Origin of the sequence: Frankia nepalensis, assembly GCF_016786325.1 — a bacterium.
In the GTDB taxonomy this organism is placed as follows: Bacteria; Actinomycetota; Actinomycetes; order Frankiales; family Frankiaceae; genus Pseudofrankia; species Pseudofrankia nepalensis.
In genome coordinates this window covers 23,454-40,592 of record NZ_JADWYU010000124.1, presented here as the reverse complement: position 1 = coordinate 40,592, position 17,139 = coordinate 23,454, and the positions used below count along the sequence as shown (strand labels likewise).

General features: G+C 70.9%; 11 protein-coding genes and 1 pseudogene. 10 read left to right on the top strand and 2 right to left on the bottom strand.

The window, feature by feature from the left end:
• The 5 genes and pseudogenes from I6A81_RS16455 to I6A81_RS16435 form a co-directional block, all read left to right on the top strand.
• Positions 1-123: pseudogene (locus I6A81_RS16455) on the top strand (heat-shock protein HtpX); the annotation flags it as partial.
• Positions 124-1,524: 1,401 nt separating this feature from the next.
• Positions 1,525-2,598, top strand: a complete 1,074-nt coding sequence (locus I6A81_RS16450) for an LLM class flavin-dependent oxidoreductase (protein ID WP_323132733.1) — start codon at positions 1,525-1,527, stop codon at positions 2,596-2,598.
• Positions 2,595-3,035 carry a pyridoxamine 5'-phosphate oxidase family protein gene (locus I6A81_RS16445; protein ID WP_203002902.1) on the top strand — a complete coding sequence of 147 codons (441 nt, stop codon included), beginning with the start codon at positions 2,595-2,597 and terminating at the stop codon, positions 3,033-3,035. The genes I6A81_RS16450 and I6A81_RS16445 overlap by 4 nt, the downstream gene beginning before the upstream one ends.
• Before the next feature lie 474 nt (positions 3,036-3,509).
• Positions 3,510-3,902 (top strand): lipopolysaccharide assembly protein LapA domain-containing protein, encoded by a 393-nt coding sequence (locus I6A81_RS16440; RefSeq protein ID WP_203002901.1) that lies wholly within the window; start codon positions 3,510-3,512, stop codon positions 3,900-3,902.
• A gap of 132 nt (positions 3,903-4,034) precedes the next feature.
• Positions 4,035-4,613, top strand: a complete 579-nt coding sequence (locus tag I6A81_RS16435) for a PaaI family thioesterase (protein WP_203002900.1) — start codon at positions 4,035-4,037, stop codon at positions 4,611-4,613.
• A 75-nt stretch (positions 4,614-4,688) separates the two neighbouring features.
• Here I6A81_RS16435 and I6A81_RS16430 read toward each other — a convergent pair whose 3' ends face one another.
• The gene (locus I6A81_RS16430; RefSeq protein ID WP_203002899.1) at positions 4,689-5,336 is read right to left on the bottom strand and encodes an MBL fold metallo-hydrolase; all 648 of its coding nucleotides are present in this window, start codon (positions 5,334-5,336) and stop codon (positions 4,689-4,691) included.
• Positions 5,337-5,869: 533 nt separating this feature from the next.
• Here I6A81_RS16430 and I6A81_RS16425 point away from each other — a divergent pair.
• The 5 genes from I6A81_RS16425 to fxsT all read left to right on the top strand — a co-directional run bounded on the left by I6A81_RS16425 (position 5,870) and on the right by fxsT (position 15,199).
• The gene (locus tag I6A81_RS16425) at positions 5,870-6,856 is read left to right on the top strand and encodes a ParA family protein (RefSeq protein WP_203002898.1); all 987 of its coding nucleotides are present in this window, start codon (positions 5,870-5,872) and stop codon (positions 6,854-6,856) included.
• A 178-nt stretch (positions 6,857-7,034) separates the two neighbouring features.
• Positions 7,035-7,724, top strand: a complete 690-nt coding sequence (locus I6A81_RS16420; protein ID WP_203002897.1) for a M50 family metallopeptidase — start codon at positions 7,035-7,037, stop codon at positions 7,722-7,724.
• 305 nt (positions 7,725-8,029) lie between these two features.
• Positions 8,030-9,517 carry a VMAP-C domain-containing protein gene (locus I6A81_RS16415; RefSeq protein WP_307874707.1) on the top strand — a complete coding sequence of 496 codons (1,488 nt, stop codon included), beginning with the start codon at positions 8,030-8,032 and terminating at the stop codon, positions 9,515-9,517.
• A 34-nt stretch (positions 9,518-9,551) separates the two neighbouring features.
• On the top strand, positions 9,552-10,715 hold the full coding sequence (locus I6A81_RS16410; protein WP_203002896.1) for a MoxR family ATPase: 1,164 nt from the start codon (positions 9,552-9,554) through the stop codon (positions 10,713-10,715).
• A 35-nt stretch (positions 10,716-10,750) separates the two neighbouring features.
• Complete coding sequence (gene fxsT, locus I6A81_RS44910) at positions 10,751-15,199, top strand: FxSxx-COOH system tetratricopeptide repeat protein (RefSeq protein WP_203002895.1); 4,449 nt, start codon at positions 10,751-10,753, stop codon at positions 15,197-15,199.
• A 34-nt stretch (positions 15,200-15,233) separates the two neighbouring features.
• Here the strand turns inward: fxsT and I6A81_RS16400 are convergent, their stop codons facing one another.
• Positions 15,234-17,084, bottom strand: coding sequence for an HEXXH motif domain-containing protein (locus I6A81_RS16400; RefSeq protein WP_203002894.1), 1,851 nt, complete (start codon positions 17,082-17,084; stop codon positions 15,234-15,236).
• Positions 17,085-17,139 lie beyond the last annotated feature (55 nt).

Genomic DNA, 17,139 nt, shown 5'->3' with positions numbered 1-17,139 from the left:
CGCTACGAGGACTGGAAACTCGACGACCCCGCCGGCCAGGGCCTCGACGCCGTCCGCCCCATCCGCGACGCCATCCGCACCCGCGTCGAGAAGCTGCTCGGCGAGCTCCTCCCCGCCGCCTGACCCACCGGTCCGACGCCGATCTCCCACCCCTGGCAGCCAGCCGAGACGCCCCGTTCGGGCTCTGGCCGGCCGCCACAGGGAGCCTTCACTCTCGGGTACCGAGGCACCGGCTTCAGCGTCGTGTCAGCGTCGCGTCAGCTCGGCGCTCGAACCTGTACGTGGACGAGGCGGGAAGCCCGGGAGGGGAGGTATTCATGATCAAGCCACGGGTGGCTGAGATCACCCGGCGGCTCGCCATCGCCCGGCTTCAATCCTCAGAGCGGGAATGATTCTAGGGATCGCGGCCCCGGCATCGGCGGCGAGGCCTACTATGTCCCTAGTCGCTAATTCGTTCGCGGCAGGCGGCGACGCCTGCATGATCTCGTCGACGGTCTTGGTTCAGACGAACGGTTTCGGGACCTTGTTCCGGGAGTTGGTCCACTTACGGATGTCGGCTTCGAGTTCGACCACGGAGCGTGGGTGCGGCGGCGTGGCTCATGGTTGGTCAGTTCGGTGAACGGCGCTGGACGAGGCTCATCCACGAGGACGGGGTGGGGGCGACGTGCAGTTGGATCCGCTGGTCGGACACGGTCCGCGGCTGGCGCGGCCATGGACCGTCGACGAGCCCCTCGAGCCGGTCGGCCGCGAACCGGCCCCGCTCCTCCAGCCAGCGACCCGGGGTGGATCGCGTTTCACCATCCTGGCGCCTGGTCAGTGAACATCATCAATGAACTTTCGGGACACCGTGCACGCTCGACACCCCTACCACCACCTGCGCAAGACAGGCCAACGATGGCGATGATCCGCCTAACTTGAGGGAAGGGCGCCGCGTCACCATCGTCGGCAGGGTTGGAGACGACGCGTCTGACGCCCGCGGATTCGGCATGGTTTGTGGGCGGTCGTACAAACCCATCGCGGTATCGCCGTCAGGATGGGCGGCGCAGACGACCTGACTTCCCCTGGCGGAAAATCGACTCTCGTGGGCGGTGGCGGCGACGACCGTCTGGCCAGCAGTCCGGGTACCAAAGACCTCGTCGAGGGCATCGATGGCGGGAGCGGTGACGGCCCCCTTCGATACGTCCATCAATTCTGCCGGCTTCGATTCTGTCTGCTGTCGCGCGGGAACAGGACCAGTGACGAGGCGCGGCGCGGGCATAATTTGCGACGCGTCCAACCGCGAGGACGTCACTGTCGTCTGAAGCTCGCGGGCCGAACAGCGGGAAGCCGGCGAGGAACTTTCCTTCCTCGCCGGCCGCCGCTGTCTTCGGTGCGACCGCGGAGTAACAGCACTCGCGGGCGCCGTGACAGCGGATCGGCCAGCCCACATGGTTTCGAGAAAGGAAACTCGTGAGTTTTAGGTTCAGCTGGCACATCCCGGTTGGCGGCGACAGCCCATGGATCTGCACTTCTCGGCCCAGACGAATGCCACACGTTGACTATCTTATGCAGGTGGCGAGGGCCGCGGAGCACGCCGGCTTCGACCGGGTCCTGATCCCGTGCTCGTTCAGCAACGGGAGCTACGGTCTCGACGCGCCCTATGTCGACGCCTACACGAGCGGCATGGCATGCCTCGCCGCGACCACCAGGCTGGAGGTGCTCATCGCGCATCGACCTGGATTCGTCAACCCGGGTGTCTTCGCGCACATGTGCGCGACAGCTGACGAGTGGAGCGGTGGGCGTTTGGCACTGAATATCGTCACCGCTGGCGTGCCGGGTGACATGGAGCAATACGGAGATGTGCTGGATCACGATGCGCGTTATCGGCGCGCCAGCGAGTTCGTAGACATCATCCGATCACTGTGGACGCTTCGTGACACCAACCACGGTGGCGAATTCTACCGGATGGCGGACGCGCGCCTGGCGGCGATGCCCGTCCAGCCGAACGGCCCAGCCATACATCTCGTCGGCGCCTCGCCGGCGGCGATTGCCATGGCCGCGGCGCAAGCTGACGTGTACATGATGCAGGCACATACCGTCGAGGAGACCGGTCGCCGGATCACCGAGGTGCGAAACCTGGCCGCCGAGCTGGGACGGTCGATACGGTTCGCGGTATGGTCACGGATCATTACCGCCGAAACAGACGAGGAAGCCAGGCGGCGCATGCGGGACTTCGTGGCGCACGCCGATCCACAGATAGCGGTGGCGCACGCGGTACACCGGCGGAGGTCGGAGTCGATCGAGGATGTGCGGCTTCGAGTCAACAGCAGCATTGACACGTGGCTCGCTCCCAACATTTGGTCAGGCGTCGCGCACCTTACCCATGGAGCTGCGTGGGTCGGCTCCTATGAGGCCATCGCGGAGCTGATGTGCAGGTACACCGAGGTTGGGGTGACCGACTTCCAGCTCACCGGACATCCCTACCTCGAAGAGGCGTACCACGTAGGCGAGCACATCATTCCGGTCGTCAAGCGCAAGCTCGCGGAACGTAGTCAAGGCGCCGCGACGGCGACCGAGGAAAAATCGCGAGTCCGCCCGGACGAACGGTGGACCACATGAACGCGGCGGCGCAGGTGATCGACGAGCTGATCACTGCCAACACCATCTGCGTAGTCTGCACACTGATGCCAGACGGATCGCCGCACGCGTCTGCCGCGCACTTCGCGACCGTGGACCACACCCAAATGCTCTTCCTCAGCCTTCATCGTCGAAGTCGAACGGCGGAAAACATCATCCTGGACAGTCGGACCGCGATCACGATCGGCGTCGATCCCGGCGTACCGGCCACGCTGCAGATGCGTGGACACACGACAGTCAGCCAAGGCGCCGATCTGGAGATCGCGCAACAAACATTCTACTCCCGATTTCCTCGCTCGTCTCGGTACAAAGATGATCCGCGCACGCTATTCGTGTGCTTCCGACCAGCATGGAGTCGTTACTCGGACGCGGCGGCCCGGCCGGAGTTCTTCGTGCGTGGCTTTCCCGCGAGTTCGTAGAACGAACCATCGCGGCCAAGGTGATCGAAATTGGTGCGTCGTCGTCTCATGATCACTTGATGGAGGTGGGCTGCCCGTGGTGGCCGGGTCGGTATGGCCGCGTGTCGGTCCCCGGACGGGGACGGCCACCGGTGATCGTCGCGGGTTGTGACGACTCTCGAGGATCTTCCGGTGGCCCGCGGCCACGGCATGGACAGCGATCGTCTGATGGGTGGGCTCGAGGGGCCGCTGTCCTCGGCGGTCACGGTTGGTGGCGCGCTGCGGCTGTTTCCGGCGCGGCGTGTCGCGCGCCGAAGGGAGTCACCCGACGGCATCCGGCTTTGCAGGCCGACTCGTCCCCTCCGGCCGCGCCCACTCGTCGTCATTCCCGGTCGGCCGCCGGAACGTGTGGCCTGACCAGCCGCGTGGCGGCGTGTCGGGCCCCTCCCGGATCTACACTGTGTAGTCATCGCGCCTGCGCAGGAGAGGACCGGGATGGCGGCTCCAGAGCAGTCCACCGGCAAGTTCGACTACGACCGCCCCGGGCACCCCGGCTCGGGACATGTCCCCGCGCCTGCCGGCGCTCCCGTCGAACCGGCCGGGACCGGTCCGCAGCCGCCCGGCAAACGTCGCCACGGGGTGAGCTGGGTGGTGTACGCGGCGACGGTCGCCGTGCTCGTGCTCGCGATCCTGGTGATCGTCTTCGTCATCAAGAACGACCAGCCGGTCAACGTGTGGCTGTTCGGCACCACGAAGCGGATGTCGGTCGCCGGCGCGCTCAGCATGGCCGCGCTGGCGGGCCTCGTCGTCGGGCTGCTGATCGGCCTCATCCCGCAGGTCGGGCTGCGCCGCAGGCTGCGCGCCGCCAGGCGGCAGCACGACGACTGACGGACGGGGACACCGAGCGGGCGCGGCTGCCGGGCGTGCCCAGCCGCCGCGGGCGGCGACCGGTCGTGGCGGCGGTGAGAGCTGGGTCGCGGACGGACGTGCCGCGAGGTCGCCTTGGATATCGTCCGGCTCGTGACGGCCTTCCGAACCGATCTCCCGCCCGAGGCCACGTACCCGGAACGGCACCCGGACGCCCCGGAACCGGGCGCCGAGCTGCCCCCGCACTACGTGAGCTGCTTCGGATGCGGCCCGGGCCAGCCGCACGGGCTGCACCTGCGGATCGTGGCCGGCGAGGGCCTGGACCTGTCGGCGACCTTCGAGGTAACCGCGGACCACCAGGGCGCGCCAGGGCTGGCGCACGGCGGCCTGCTGGCCTCGGCGATGGATGAGATTCTCGGCCAGCTTGGGCACATCACCCGGATGAGCTGCGTGACCGCCCGGCTGGAGACCGACTTCCGCCGCCCCGTGCCGGTCGGCTCGACGCTGTGCCTCGCCGCCCGGGTCGACGGCGTCGCCGGCCGCAAGCTGTATGCCAGCGGCGAGGGGCACCTCGGGGCCCCGGACGGGCCGGTCGCCGTCCGTGCCCGCGCGCTGTTCGTCCAGGTCGGCCTCGAGCACTTCACCACGCACGGCCGGCCCGACGAACTCGACGCGATCCGGCGGGACCCCAGCATGATCACCCACATCGGGGACTACACGCTCAACCCCTGAGCGGCGCCTCGTCCAGCCGTGCCTCGCCGCCCGCCTCGCGCGGCAGCCTCGCGCCGCCCGCCTCGCGCGGCCGCCTCAGTGGCCGCGGGCCACCCACGCGTCGTAGTCGGGCAGTTCGGCGCCGATGGTGGTGTCGTCGCCGTGGCCGGGGTGCACGACGGTCTCCGGCGGCAGTGTGAGCAGCCTCTCGCGGATCGAGGCAAGGATCGTCGGGAAGTCCGATCCCGACCGGCCGGTGGCCCCCGGGCCGCCGCGGAACAAGGTGTCGCCGCTGAACAGCGTCGGCCCGCTCGCGAACGGCCCGAACAGGCAGACCCCGCCCGGGGAGTGCCCGGGGGTGTGCAGCACGTGCAGCATCCCGCCGGGGACCGGGATCTGCGCGCCGTCGACGAGCGCCCGGTCGGGCCGGCGGTGCGGGTAGATCGCCTCCCAGAGCAGGTGGTCCGCGCGGTGCAGCGCGATCGGGGCGTTCGCCAGGTCGGCGAGTTCGACGGCCGCGTTGATGTGGTCGTTGTGCCCGTGGGTGGCGACGATGCCGGCGACCCGGCGGCCCGCCACCGCGGCGAGGATCACCGCCGGGTCGTGCGACGCGTCGATGACGAGCACCTCGGTGTCGTCGCCGAGCAGCCAGACGTTGTTGTCGACCTTGAAGGTCTGGCCGTCCAGGGTGAAGTCCCCCCGGGTGAGTACTCGCTCCACTCGGGGGATGGCCTGACCCGTCACGCGCGTTCCTCTCGGCCACGGCCGGTGCGCCGGCGTCGCGATGGTCAGGGCGACGATCCGGGCTTCCTGCCGGAGAGCCAGGGACGACTGTCTTTACAAGTACAAGCAATGGTGAACCTCGTCCGCGTCATCGCGAACGCCGGTCGTTGGCAGGCATGATCGCATCCCGCCCCGCCTGTCTGTCGGGATGGTGGCGTATCCGTCCCAACATGGACATAGCGTGAGGTCTCGGGCGATCCTCGGCCGGCACCGCCCGCGCTCCGCTCGCAACGGTAGTCAGTCGGTCGCGCCCCGTTCCACCAATGTGGCCGGGGAGGCGAGCTGGCGGCCTGGGCACGCGCCCGTCAACCGGACATGGGCGGGGTTCCGGGAACGGGGGCCACCACGCGACACGCCGTGACCTGGCTACCCATCGCCGGCAAGAGCGGTTGTTGTCGGTACGCTCCAGTCGCGGCCCGGGTCTGCTGCCGCCCAGCGGTCTGTGCGCCGCCACAGGCCGTGCTGCCCCGGAAAATGAATGGCAGGTTTTCTTCGTGGCTGGTTTCTCCGACGCGCCCTCGGTAGGTGGCACCTCGCGGGTTCCCTTTGGCGAGGTGACCATCGACAAGCCGCGGATCCCCGAGGAAGGCCGGCTGGAGCTGGCCCAGGACGACGACAAGGTCGGCCAGATGGGCCCGACCGGGCGGCCGATGCCGCTGTTCCCGGTGCCTGCGCCGCTGTCCTCGCACGGCCCGGCCTGGGTCCTCGCGATGTGCAACCAGAAGGGCGGCGTCGGCAAGACCACGAGCACCATCAACCTGGGCGCCGCGCTCGCCGAGTACGGCCGCCGGGTGCTGCTCGTCGACTTCGACCCGCAGGGCGCGCTGTCGGTCGGGCTGGGCATCAACCCGATGCAGTTCGAGCTGACCGTGCACGACCTGCTGCTCGGCCCCGGGGACGTCCACGTCAACGACGTCATCGTCGAGACCCAGGTCGAGGGCCTCGACCTGCTGCCGAGCAACATCGACCTGTCGGCCGGCGAGGTGCTGCTCGTCAGCGAGGTCGGCCGGGAGCACAGCCTGGCGCGGGCGATCACCCCGGTGATCGACGACTACGACGTCATCCTCGTCGACTGCCAGCCGTCCCTCGGCCTGCTCACGGTGAACGCGCTGACCGCCGCGCACGCGGTCATCGTCCCGCTCGAGTGCGAGTACTTCGCGCTGCGCGGCGTCGCGCTGCTGCTGCAGACGATCGACAAGGTCCGTGAGCGGCTGAACTCCCGCCTCGACCTCGCCGGGATCCTGGCGACCATGTACGACGCCCGCACGCTGCACGCCCGCGAGGTGCTCGCCCGGGTCGTCGAGCGATTCCCCGACGAGGTCTTCCACACGGTGATCAACCGAACGGTCCGGTTCCCGGAGACGACGGTCGCGGGCGAGCCGATCACCACCTACGCGCCCACCTCGGTCGGCGCCGCCGGCTACCGCCGTCTGGCCCGCGAGCTCATCAGCCGGCGCGAGGCGCCTCCTGCCGTGGGGTGAGCGCGTTCGGTGAACGACCCCGTGGGGCATGAGCCGCGGGGCCGTCGCCGAGGGGCGGGCCGGAATGTTCGACACGTTGGTGGGAGAATCGGCGGCGCCCGGGGCGTTGTACGGGTGACGGAGACGGACGAGCTGGTCTGAACCTGCTCGCTGCGCTACTGGAGACGGACGACCTTTCGTGCTGTTCTACCTGGCCGAGCCCGCGGCACTGCTCGGTATGATCTTGGCTCTGGTCATCGGGGTCTACGCTCACGACACGGCGCAGATCTACGCCGCGAAGCTCGTCCGCGACCCGACGCCGCGCCGGTCCGGGCGGCTGTCCACCGGGCTGATCCCGGCCCGGGTGGGCCCTTTCAGCGCGGTCTCGATGCTCATCGCCGGCAACGGCTGGACCGAGCCGATCCGGATGAACGAGGTCTGGCGCAAGCGCCGGTTCCACGTCTCGGCGGCGCTGCTCGCCGGCCCGCTCGCCTACCTGCTGCTCGCCTTCGGCGCGATCGCCGGCGTCGCCGCGCTGTCGGACCCGGTGTTCCTGAACGTGGACGGCCGGTCGATCGAGCTGGGCCGCGACGGCGGGTTTCCCGCCGAGATGCTGCTGATGATGTCGTTCACGTTCGCGTCGCTGTTCATCCTGAGCCTCATCCCGATCCCGCCCACCGACGGCGGCCGGGTGCTGTTCCTGCTCGGGCCACAGTCGCCAGGCTGGCGCAACGCGAGCTACAAGCTCTCCGAGACCCACCTCGGCATCATTCTGCTGCTGGTGGTCCTGCTGCTGCCCGTCCTCTTCCCCAGCCTGCCCTCGATCGTCGGCCAGCTCGCGCCCCCGCTCGTCCGCGGCCTCGGCGCCATCGTCGGCCTCAACCTGTAGAGCTCCGCCCACTGGCGGCCTCGCCCGGGTCGGCCCGGTCAGCCACGGAAGGAGCCGCCGTCGGCCGCCGTCACGGCGGGAACGGCGGCTTTGGTGCCATCCGGTCGCGCTTTGCGCTTCATCCGTCGCTATGTTGATGATGTCGCCGCAAGGAGAACGGCCGGCGCGCCGACCGTGACGGGCTGGGAACGGGGACCGGGTCAGGTGAGCGTCGTGTCGTGCTTGCCCGCTGGCGTGGGCGGATCCGACAGGTTCAGGCGGTCGCGCGGGACGGCGTGTTGATCACGGGGCGGCGCCGTGCGGAGGTGGAACGCGAGATCGCCCGGCTGCTGCGTGGCAGCCCGCCGCTGCGGGGCGAGGCGAGCAGGACCCTGTTACTCGACCGGCTGTCGCGGTGGGCGGGCGTCGCGCTCGACCTGCCGGCCTACCCGACGGACCAGCAGTGGTTTCTCGGTCTCCTGGAGACCTGCCGCGGGCCGCTGGTCGGGCTGGCCTGGCTGCCGGACGCCGTCTCGGACCTGGGCGTCCCCGACCCCACCGTCGCGATGCTGCGCCGCCTGGTCAACCGGTGGGAGGCGTACGCCTTGGTCGAGGACGCCTCGGAGGAACTGCTGCGCCGGCTGGAGTCGGAGCTGCGGGCCGTCACGCCAACCGAGGTCGGCCCAGCCTTCCGGCGGGCGCTCGGGGGGCACGCCGTTTCCCCGCCGCCGCACTGTGACTCGGCGTGGGCGGTGCTGCTCTGGCTGATGGGCCAGGGCGCGGGTCCGCTCGGATTACCTCCGGACATGGCCTTCCTGGAGGCCGTGATGGACCGGCTCGACCCGGAGACCGCCCGCCAGGCGGATCAGTGGAACCGGCAGCGCGCGAGTGCGCGCGGCCTCGCCGGCCCGCTGGACAGGGAGCGGCTCCACCGAGACCCGCGCAAGCGGCCGGCAGGTCCCGTCCACCTGCTCCTCCAGTTCGACCTGCTGCCTCGGACCGAGCAAGGACCGGCCGGACAGCCCGGTACAGACCCGGGCCGTCAGGCCGAGGTGACCTGGTGGCGGCAGTGGCCGGAAACCGCCGGCTTCGAGCGCGTGGGCAGGGTCGTCCGGCCGGTGGATGCCCTGGAGGCGTTCACCCGACAGGTGGTGGCTGAACTCGAGGAGGAACCGCGCGCCCGGAAGGCCGACGTGGCGATCGAGTTCATCCTGTCGCGGGAGCTGCTGCATCTGCGGGTCGAGCACTGGCAGGCGGACGACAACCCGGAGCTGCCCAGCACCCTGGGGGTGGAGTACCCGGTCGTGCTGCGCAGCCTCGAGCGGCACCGGCGGTCTCGCTGGCACCGACGGTGGTGGAACCTGTGGGAGCAACTGACCGAGGGCGACTCCCACAGTGTCAAGTGGGGAGAGGACGAGCACGCCGACAAGGACAGCTGGAGTCTTCTCCAGTCCCTGCACGCGGAGATCGTCGCCGACACGGACACGGTGGCGCTGGTCCTGTCTGGGCCACCCGACGGACGCGCGGCGTGGGCGGGGCGTGAACTGGAGGTCGCGCTACGCCTCGGCGTGCCGGTCGTCCTGTGGTACCGGGGCGGGCGGACGCGGGACGTCGCCGCGGCGGTGGACGCCTTTCTCCACGGCGGCCAGGAGGCCGACCGCCCCGTCGGCGCGCCGCGACTCGCCGACCTGCGTGACCGCGTCTGGCGCCTCAGAACGGACTCGTACCGCAATGCCACCGAGGGGCCAGATCTCGGTCGGCATCTTGCTTTGATATGGGATGATCCCGAACGGCAGCCGGAACGAGGACGATGATTCTCGTTCCTGTGAAGCGGAGGCGGGCAGGTAGTTGACCGAGCGAGGAACACCCGTTCCCGACCAGGAAAGCCCATCCTGGTGGCTGTTTCACGGAACCGGCCGACCCGCCGCCACGACGCTCGCCGAGCGCGTGCGGCGCTGGCCGCCGGCGCCTCCCTGGCGCGCCTTCACGGGCGCACCCGACCTTGAGATCCCGCCCGCCGACGAGGCGGAGACGAAACGCCGGCTTGGCACCGTCGCCGTGGGGACGCTCACGGCCGAGCAGTTGTCCGTCATCAACGCGGCGATACATCTGCGGCGGCCGTTGCTCATCACCGGCGGTCCGGGATCCGGGAAGTCCAGTTTGGCATATTTGATTGCCTGGGAACTGGGACTTGGGCCGGTTCTGCGGTGGCCGGTGACGAGCCGGACGACCGTGCGTTCGGGGCTGTACGAGTATGACGCGATCGGCCGGGCGCAGTCGATCGCCCAGTCCAGCCGGGATTCCGTCCCGGTCGGCCAGCCCGGCAGGGAGGGGCCGCCCGGTTCGCGGGACAACGCGTCCCGTGACGCCGGCCCGGCGTTGCGACGCCGGCCCCGTCCCGACGCCCCCGTTCCACCGGCCGTGGTACCGGTCGGCCGGTTCGTGACGCTGGGTCCGCTCGGGACGGCCCTGCTGCCGTACGCGCTGCCGCGGGTGCTGCTGGTCGACGAGTTCGACAAATGTGACTACGACCTGCCCAACGACCTGCTCACCCTCCTCGAGGACGCCGAGTTCGACCTGCCCGAGCTCATCCGGGTGCGTGAGGCCGAGCCGATCGCCTCGGTGTACACGGCGGACCGCGGGGTGGCCGCGCCTGTCACGGGAGGGGTGGTGCGGGCGCACGAGTTCCCGATCGTCGTGATCACGAGCAACGGTGAGCGGGACTTCCCGGAGGCGTTCCTGCGCCGCTGCGTCCGTCTGGACATCCCGCAGCCGGGCGCCGACGCGCTCGCGGACCTTGTCGCGGCGCACTTCCCGCGTGGCTCGGACGCCTATCGGCGGATCATCACCGAGTTCGTCGCCCGCCGGGAGCTGGGGGTGCTGGCGGCCGACCAGCTGCTCAACGCGGCCCACCTCCTCGACCGTGGCGCCCTCGACGGGGACGACGGCAACCGCGCCGCGTTGCTGGCCGCGGTATGGCGCCGCCTCGACCCCGCGGCCGAGCGGGAATGAACGACCGCCCCGCGCATCCGACAGACCCACGCGAGGTGGCCGACATCGTCTGGCTCGCGTCGTTCGTGGACCCGCCGCCCGCGCGGTCGTCACCCCTGGGCTCACCAGCTGACCGTCGCCCAGATGCCGTCGGCGACGAACCGATCGCGCCCGAGGAACCGGAGGCCACCGACGGGCCGAGCGCGGCAGACCCGCCAACGACCTCGGCGGGCGGGCGACCGGGCGCGGAGCCCTCGGCGACCACGGGCGACGACGTTCCTGGCGGCCCTGGACCAACGCGGGTCGACGCCGGTGACGGCCTGGTGATCCCCGGCGACCAGCCCGAGCCGTCCGGCCGGTGGCCGGACGCGCCGCCCACCGACGAGCTGGTTGGTTTTCTCGACGACGAGTGGGCGGCCGGGCTGATCGGACCGGCGGCGGACGCGGCCGTCGGTGTCGGCCGCCGGCTCGGCCAGGCCATCACCTGGTCGCCCGCGGTCTACCCGGCACTCGGGGATCTCACGGACCGGTGGCGGGAGCTGCGCCGGGCGCTCGGCGCGCTGCATCAGACCGTGCCGTCGGCCCACGAGGTCGAGGTGGACGAGGAGGCCACGGCCCGGTGCCTCGCCGACGGGGAGCCTCGGCCGGTCTACCGCCCGCGACTGGAACGCCGGTTCGAGCTCGCGCTCGTCGTCGACGACAACTGGACGATGGCGATCTGGCGGGACGAGGTGCGTCGTCAGGTCGCGATGCTCGAGAGGCTGGCGGTCTTCCGCGACGTCCGGGTATACCACCTCGACACGGACGTTGACGAGGCCGCTGGGGTGCGGCTGCGCGGCGCCGACGAGGGCGGTGCCGGCTTCGCGCCGGCCCGGCTGCTCGAGCCGTCGCGGCGGCGGGTGGTGTGGCTGCTCACCGACGGGCTGGGCGCCGCCTGGCGGCGTGGCCTGGTCGACGCGGTGCTGTGGACCTGGGCGAGCCGGCTGCCGACCGCGGTGCTGTCCGCGGTGCCCCGTTCTACGTTGCGCCACACCTGGCTCGAGGAGTGGCGCCTCGAGGAGGTGCTGGAGCCGCCCAGAATGGCCGGTCTGCCCGTGCCCCTGTTGGAGGCCGACCCGGCGTCGATCCGCCGATTCGCCGACCGGGTGGCCGACCCGGGCACCGCCGACCCACGTGCCGCCGCCCCGGGCGACGTCAACCCGCGTGACGCCGACCTGCCTGTGCTGGTCGTCGCGCCGCCGGGGGCCGGGCGGACGGCGGGCGGCACTGGTTGGGAGGACGGCGGTGATCCTGGCGACCCGTATGAGCTCGACAGCGGGCCTGACGAGGCGCGCCGCCGGGTCGACCGGTTCCGCGCCGTGGCGAGCCCGGCCGCGTTCGACCTGGCGACCCGGCTGGCTGCCGCGCCGATCACCCGCTCCGTGCTGCGTCGGCTGTTGCGGCTGGCCGCCCGGCCGCGTCGGTCGGGGCTCGCGACGCTGGCCGAGCTGTTCGCGCACGGCCTGCTGCACCCGGTCGCGGGCCGTGACGACGACTGGGCCGTCGCCTACGACTTCGACGACGGGCTGCGGGAGGACCTGCTTGCGTTCCTGCGCCGCGCGGAGACGATGCGGGTGATACGGGTGGTCCGGGACGAGCTGGGCGACCGGGTGGACGCGGTGCGTCACCTCGGCGCGGCCCTGGAGAGCCCCGACGAGGCACCGCTGCCCGAGGTCACTGCCGACTCCCGGTACTTCGTCGCGGCCGAGGCAGCCGCCTTCGGGGCATTGTCTGGCCCCTATCTGCCGCGTTCACGCCGATTGCGCGAGGAACTTCGGCGGGACTGGTCGGTCAACGCCGAGGAGCCGTCTAAGGTAGCCGGGGTGAGCCCGAGTGACGACGCGCCAGCGACGCCGCGTCCCCGTCCTGGCAGTGCTGATGAGGCCCGTGTGGTAGTGGCCCAGCCTGCCGGTGCCAGAGGAGAGCCCTTGACCTCGACCACGCACGCGCGCGCCCAAGAGGAGCGGCGCAGCGCCCGCCCGCCGGCCATCTGGGGGAATGTCCCCCCAAGAAACCCGCATTTCACCGGCAGGGTCGAACTGCTGGCGAACCTGCGGGCCAGGCTGGCGGAGGGCACGACCGCGGTGCTCCCCGAGGCGCTGCACGGAATGGGTGGGGTCGGGAAGTCGCACCTGGCCATCGAATATGTGCACCGCTATGGGCGAGAATTCGACCTGGTGTGGTGGATGCCCGCGGAGCACGCGGCGCAGGTCGCGGCGTCGATGGTGGAACTGGCGGGACGGCTGAACCTGCCGGTGAGCACGGAGGCCAACACGGCCGTGCCGGCGGTGCTGGACGCGTTGCGGCTGGGGCAGCCGTATGGGAAGTGGCTGTTGGTGTTCGACAACGCGGACGAGCCGCGGGCCGTGCGGCAGTATTTTCCGCAGAGCGACTCGGGCCGCATCCTGGTGACCTCGCGCAACCCGAACTGGTCGGCGGTGGCGCGGCCGCTCGAGGTCGACGTGTTCATGCGGGGGGAGAGCGTCGACCTGCTGCGCCGGCGTCTTCCCGAGCTGTCCGTCGAGGACGCGGACCGACTCGCCCACGCGCTCGGTGACCTGCCGCTGGCGGTGGAGCAGGCGGCGACCTGGCTGGTGGAGACCGGGATGGCGGCCGGGGACTATCTGCGGCTGTTCGAGGACAAGCGCGCCGAGCTGCTCAGCACCTCGCCGCCGGTCGACTACGAACTGCCCGTGCAGGCGGCCTGGAACGTCTCGCTCGACCGGCTGGCGACCACACATCCGGCGGCGCTGCGGCTGCTGCAGGTCTGGTCGTTCTACGCGCCGGAGCAGATCTCCCGGCAGATCTTCCGCGGCGGCCGGGCGATCACGACGGTGCCGGATCTCGACTCCGCCCTTCGCGACCCGATCAAGCTCTCCGACGCGGTGGGCCAGATCACCCGCTACGCCCTGGCTCGGATCGTCTACCAGACGAACTCGTACCAGATGCACCGCCTGGTGCAGGCTGTGCTCCAGTCCCGGATGACCGCCGACGAGCGGGCCATGATGCGTCGCGCGGCGCATCTGCTGCTGGCCGTGAACGACCCGGGTGATCCGGACGACCCGTCGACGTGGCGGGCCTATGGCGACCTTTATCCGCACCTGCTGGCGAGTGACGCGGCGGAGAGCACGGACCCGTGGACCCACGACCTGCTGGTCAACGAGGTCGTGTACCTGTACAAGTGGGGCGACCACCAGGCGAGTGTCGAGCTTGCCGAGCAAGTGCATCGCACCTGGTCGCGGACGATCGGGGAGGAATCGCCGGACACGTTGCGGCTGGCTGGTTGGCTTGGCTGGTTGTACATCGTCGTCGGCCGTTATGAGGACGCGGCGCGGGCCAATGCCCGGGTGCTGGAGCTGTGTACCCAGGTTCATGGCAACGAGCATCGCGAGACGCTGCTGACGATGGGCAACGTCGGCGTTGACCGGATCGTGGCCGGTGATTTCCAGGGGGCGCTGGAGATCTCGCAGGAGCGGTTGCGCCGGGCCGAGCGGGCCTACGGCCCGGAGGTTGACCAGACGCTTGCGGCGGCGCACGACGTCGGCGTCTACCTGCGGATGGTCGGCCAATTGCGCGAGGCGAGGGTGCTCAACGAGCAGACCTGGAACCAGCGGGTCCGCGTGCTCGGCGAGTATCACATCGACACGTTGCGCACGTTGACCAGCCTCGCGGTTGATGTCCGTGAGCTGGGGGACTACCTCGGCGCGCTGGTTCGCCACGAGGAACTGGTCGGACTGTTCAGCCAGGTTGTCGAGGGCCGCCTGGATCACTTCCAGGTGCTGCTGGCGCGGACGCTGCTCGCGGTGGCGCTGCGCAAGGCGGGCCGGCACATGGAGGCGCTGGAGCTGTCCCGGGACGTCGAGGCCCGGCTGATGCGCCGCTACGGCAAGGACCACCCGCGCACGATCGCCGCGTCGCTGGCGCTGTCCGTCGACCTGCGCCACGCGGGCGAACTGGCCGAGGCGCACGAGCTGTGCGAGGCCGCGCTGCGCCGCTACGAGCGCCTGTTCGGCGAGACCCACCCATACACCCGCTCTGCCGCGGTCAACCTCGCGGTCATCCACCGACAGGCGGGTCGGCCCGAGCGTGCCCACGAGTTGGACGTCGCGACCCTGGAAGCGCTTGACGCAGGACTCGGCCGGGATCATCCGTGGAGCCTGGTGGCGGCGACCAACCTGGCCAGCGACCAGTACGCGCTGGGGGATTTCGCCCAGGCACACGAGCTTGACCTCGACACCTTCGACCGGTCGGCGCGGGTGCTCGGCGCGGACCACCCCTCGACGCTGGTCGTGGGAGTGAACCTCGCGCTGGATCTACGAGCGCTGGGCCGGGACCAGGAGAGCGAGGATCTGCTGGCCCGGATGGTTGACGGTCTCAGCCGGGTCCTCGGCGCCGACCACCCGGGGACCGCCGCGGCGGCGAGTGGCAGCCGCGGCGACTGTGACGTCGACCCGGTGCCGGTCTAGGCCCTACAACCGGCGATTGGCGAGACTGGCTCGGTCAGGGCAGCATCTGGCCGAGCCAGGCCGCAAGTCGCGTCGGCGGGGGACGTTTCCCGCCTGCCATGGCCTCGGTCACCGCGCGTACCAGCTCGGGGCGTTCGAGCAGGGCACGTGCCGCCGCGGCCTCGCCGGCGGCAGCCATCAGCCGTCCGAGGCCGGTCCACGCGCCAGCCCGCGGGTGTGGCTCGGCCAGCTCCGCCAGGTAGCCGGCGCGGGCGCGCTCGCGCTGGCCGGCGAGGAGAGCGAGATCGGCGCTTCCCACGCCCGCCACGCCTGAGTGGGCGCCGTCCGCGTCAGCCAGCATTGATCGCAGCCGTTCCCTGTCGGTGAGCCAGATCCGGGTGGCGGTGACAACGCCGTCGAGGTCTCTCGCGGCTGGGTCGGCAACCGGAACGTCTGGCTGGTGCCACCACCCACGCGCCACCGCCCTGGCCGCGGACGGCTTGAAGGCCAGGCCATTCTGCCAGGCGAGCGCCAACGCGTCGACGAGCTCAGGGGACGGCGGCAAGTGGTGGATCCGCCATCTGCCGTAGTGATCGAGCGCCGCGGCCCGGGCCAGTGCGTCGAGGTCGGGTGGCACAGGCTCGCGCAGCCAGCCCGCGACGGTCACCGCCACCCCGTCGAAGAACCGGGTGCCGAACGGCGTGAGCCGCCCATCGGCGCGCAGCCGGCGCAGCGCCGTGTGCACCCGCCGCCGCCACAGCGCGAACTCGAAGTACGCCCTGGCCGCCCGTGTGCCCGCCGCCAGCCGCACCTGTCCGCGCCAGAAGCTGGCCACCCCGAAGAAGGCAAAAACGCCTTGGGCAAGCCCGACCAGCGGCCGCGGGTCATCCCGCCAGGGCGCGTAGAAGACGTGAGCGTCGAGCGCGGACGCGTCGGCGTCGACGAGATCGACCAGATGCATCAGGACGCCGAGCTGGGCGTGATTGAACTCGTGTACCAGCGTCACGGCGAGTGTCTCCGCGTCGTCCGGTTCGGTCGCGACCAGTGCGCCAAACGCGTCGCCTGAGGAGGCGCTGAACATGTGGGAATGGCTCTCGGGGGGCAGTGGGACAATCGTCATGGTCGCCGCGGCCAGGGCCTGGGAGCGTGCGGGGTCGGCCGCCCGGAGCAGTTTCCACGCCTCGTCGAGCAGCGACTCCCAGCGACCAACCGTCGCCGGGCACACCCTCGCCGGCCGAGCCGTTCCGAGCAGGATCCGGTAGGGGCTGGCATCGTCCAGGTCGACGGTCAGCCGGGCCCCCGGCGGACCGACTCGCAGCCAGGTGGCCGCCCGCCAGGTAGGCACGTCCAGCGTGTCGGCCGGGGTATCTCCGGACGAGGATGGGAAGGCTTGCCACCTGCGCGTGCCGACCCGGAAGGCACCTTGCTTGGCCTCGACCAGGGCTGGCTCCCAGGCATCGCGGTAGGGACCGCGGGCGTAACCGAGGGTCGGGAGCACGACCTGCCCGAACCACGCGGGAACGGCTAGCCGCGCCTGGATACCTGTCCGCACAGCGGCTGCGGCCGCGATCGCATGCAGGTGACCGAGATCGGCCCACAGCGGCGCCTCGTAGGTGCTTCCGAGCCGCAGCCGTCGCAGCGCGCGTGCCGCCCAGGCACCGACCTGCGGGCGGCCGAGCAGGAAGGCGACCTGGTCGGGGTCAGCGCGCTCGGCCGTCGCCAGCAGATCCCAGGCCTCGTCCATGGCGATCAACGGGCCGGTGGCGGCTGCCCCAGCGGCGCGTGCCTCGTCCAGCACCGCGCGCAGGATGACGGCCCGGTGGTTGCGTTCGGCTGCTAGCAGCGCGGCACCGGAGGTCTGGTCGGGCCTACCGGCGGCGATCTGGTCGACGACCGACCACGGCACCCGAAGCCGTCCGACAACCGGCCCCCCGCGCAGGGGTGGGACCGACGACGGCTCG

Bases quoted from the DNA above. Each gene is read 5' to 3' on its own strand.
- I6A81_RS16450 (WP_323132733.1), top strand. From the start codon at position 1,525: ATGCCACACGTTGACTATCTTATGCAGGTGGCGAGGGCCGCGGAGCAC.
- I6A81_RS16445 (WP_203002902.1), top strand. From the start codon at position 2,595: ATGAACGCGGCGGCGCAGGTGATCGACGAGCTGATCACTGCCAACACC.
- I6A81_RS16440 (WP_203002901.1), top strand. From the start codon at position 3,510: ATGGCGGCTCCAGAGCAGTCCACCGGCAAGTTCGACTACGACCGCCCC.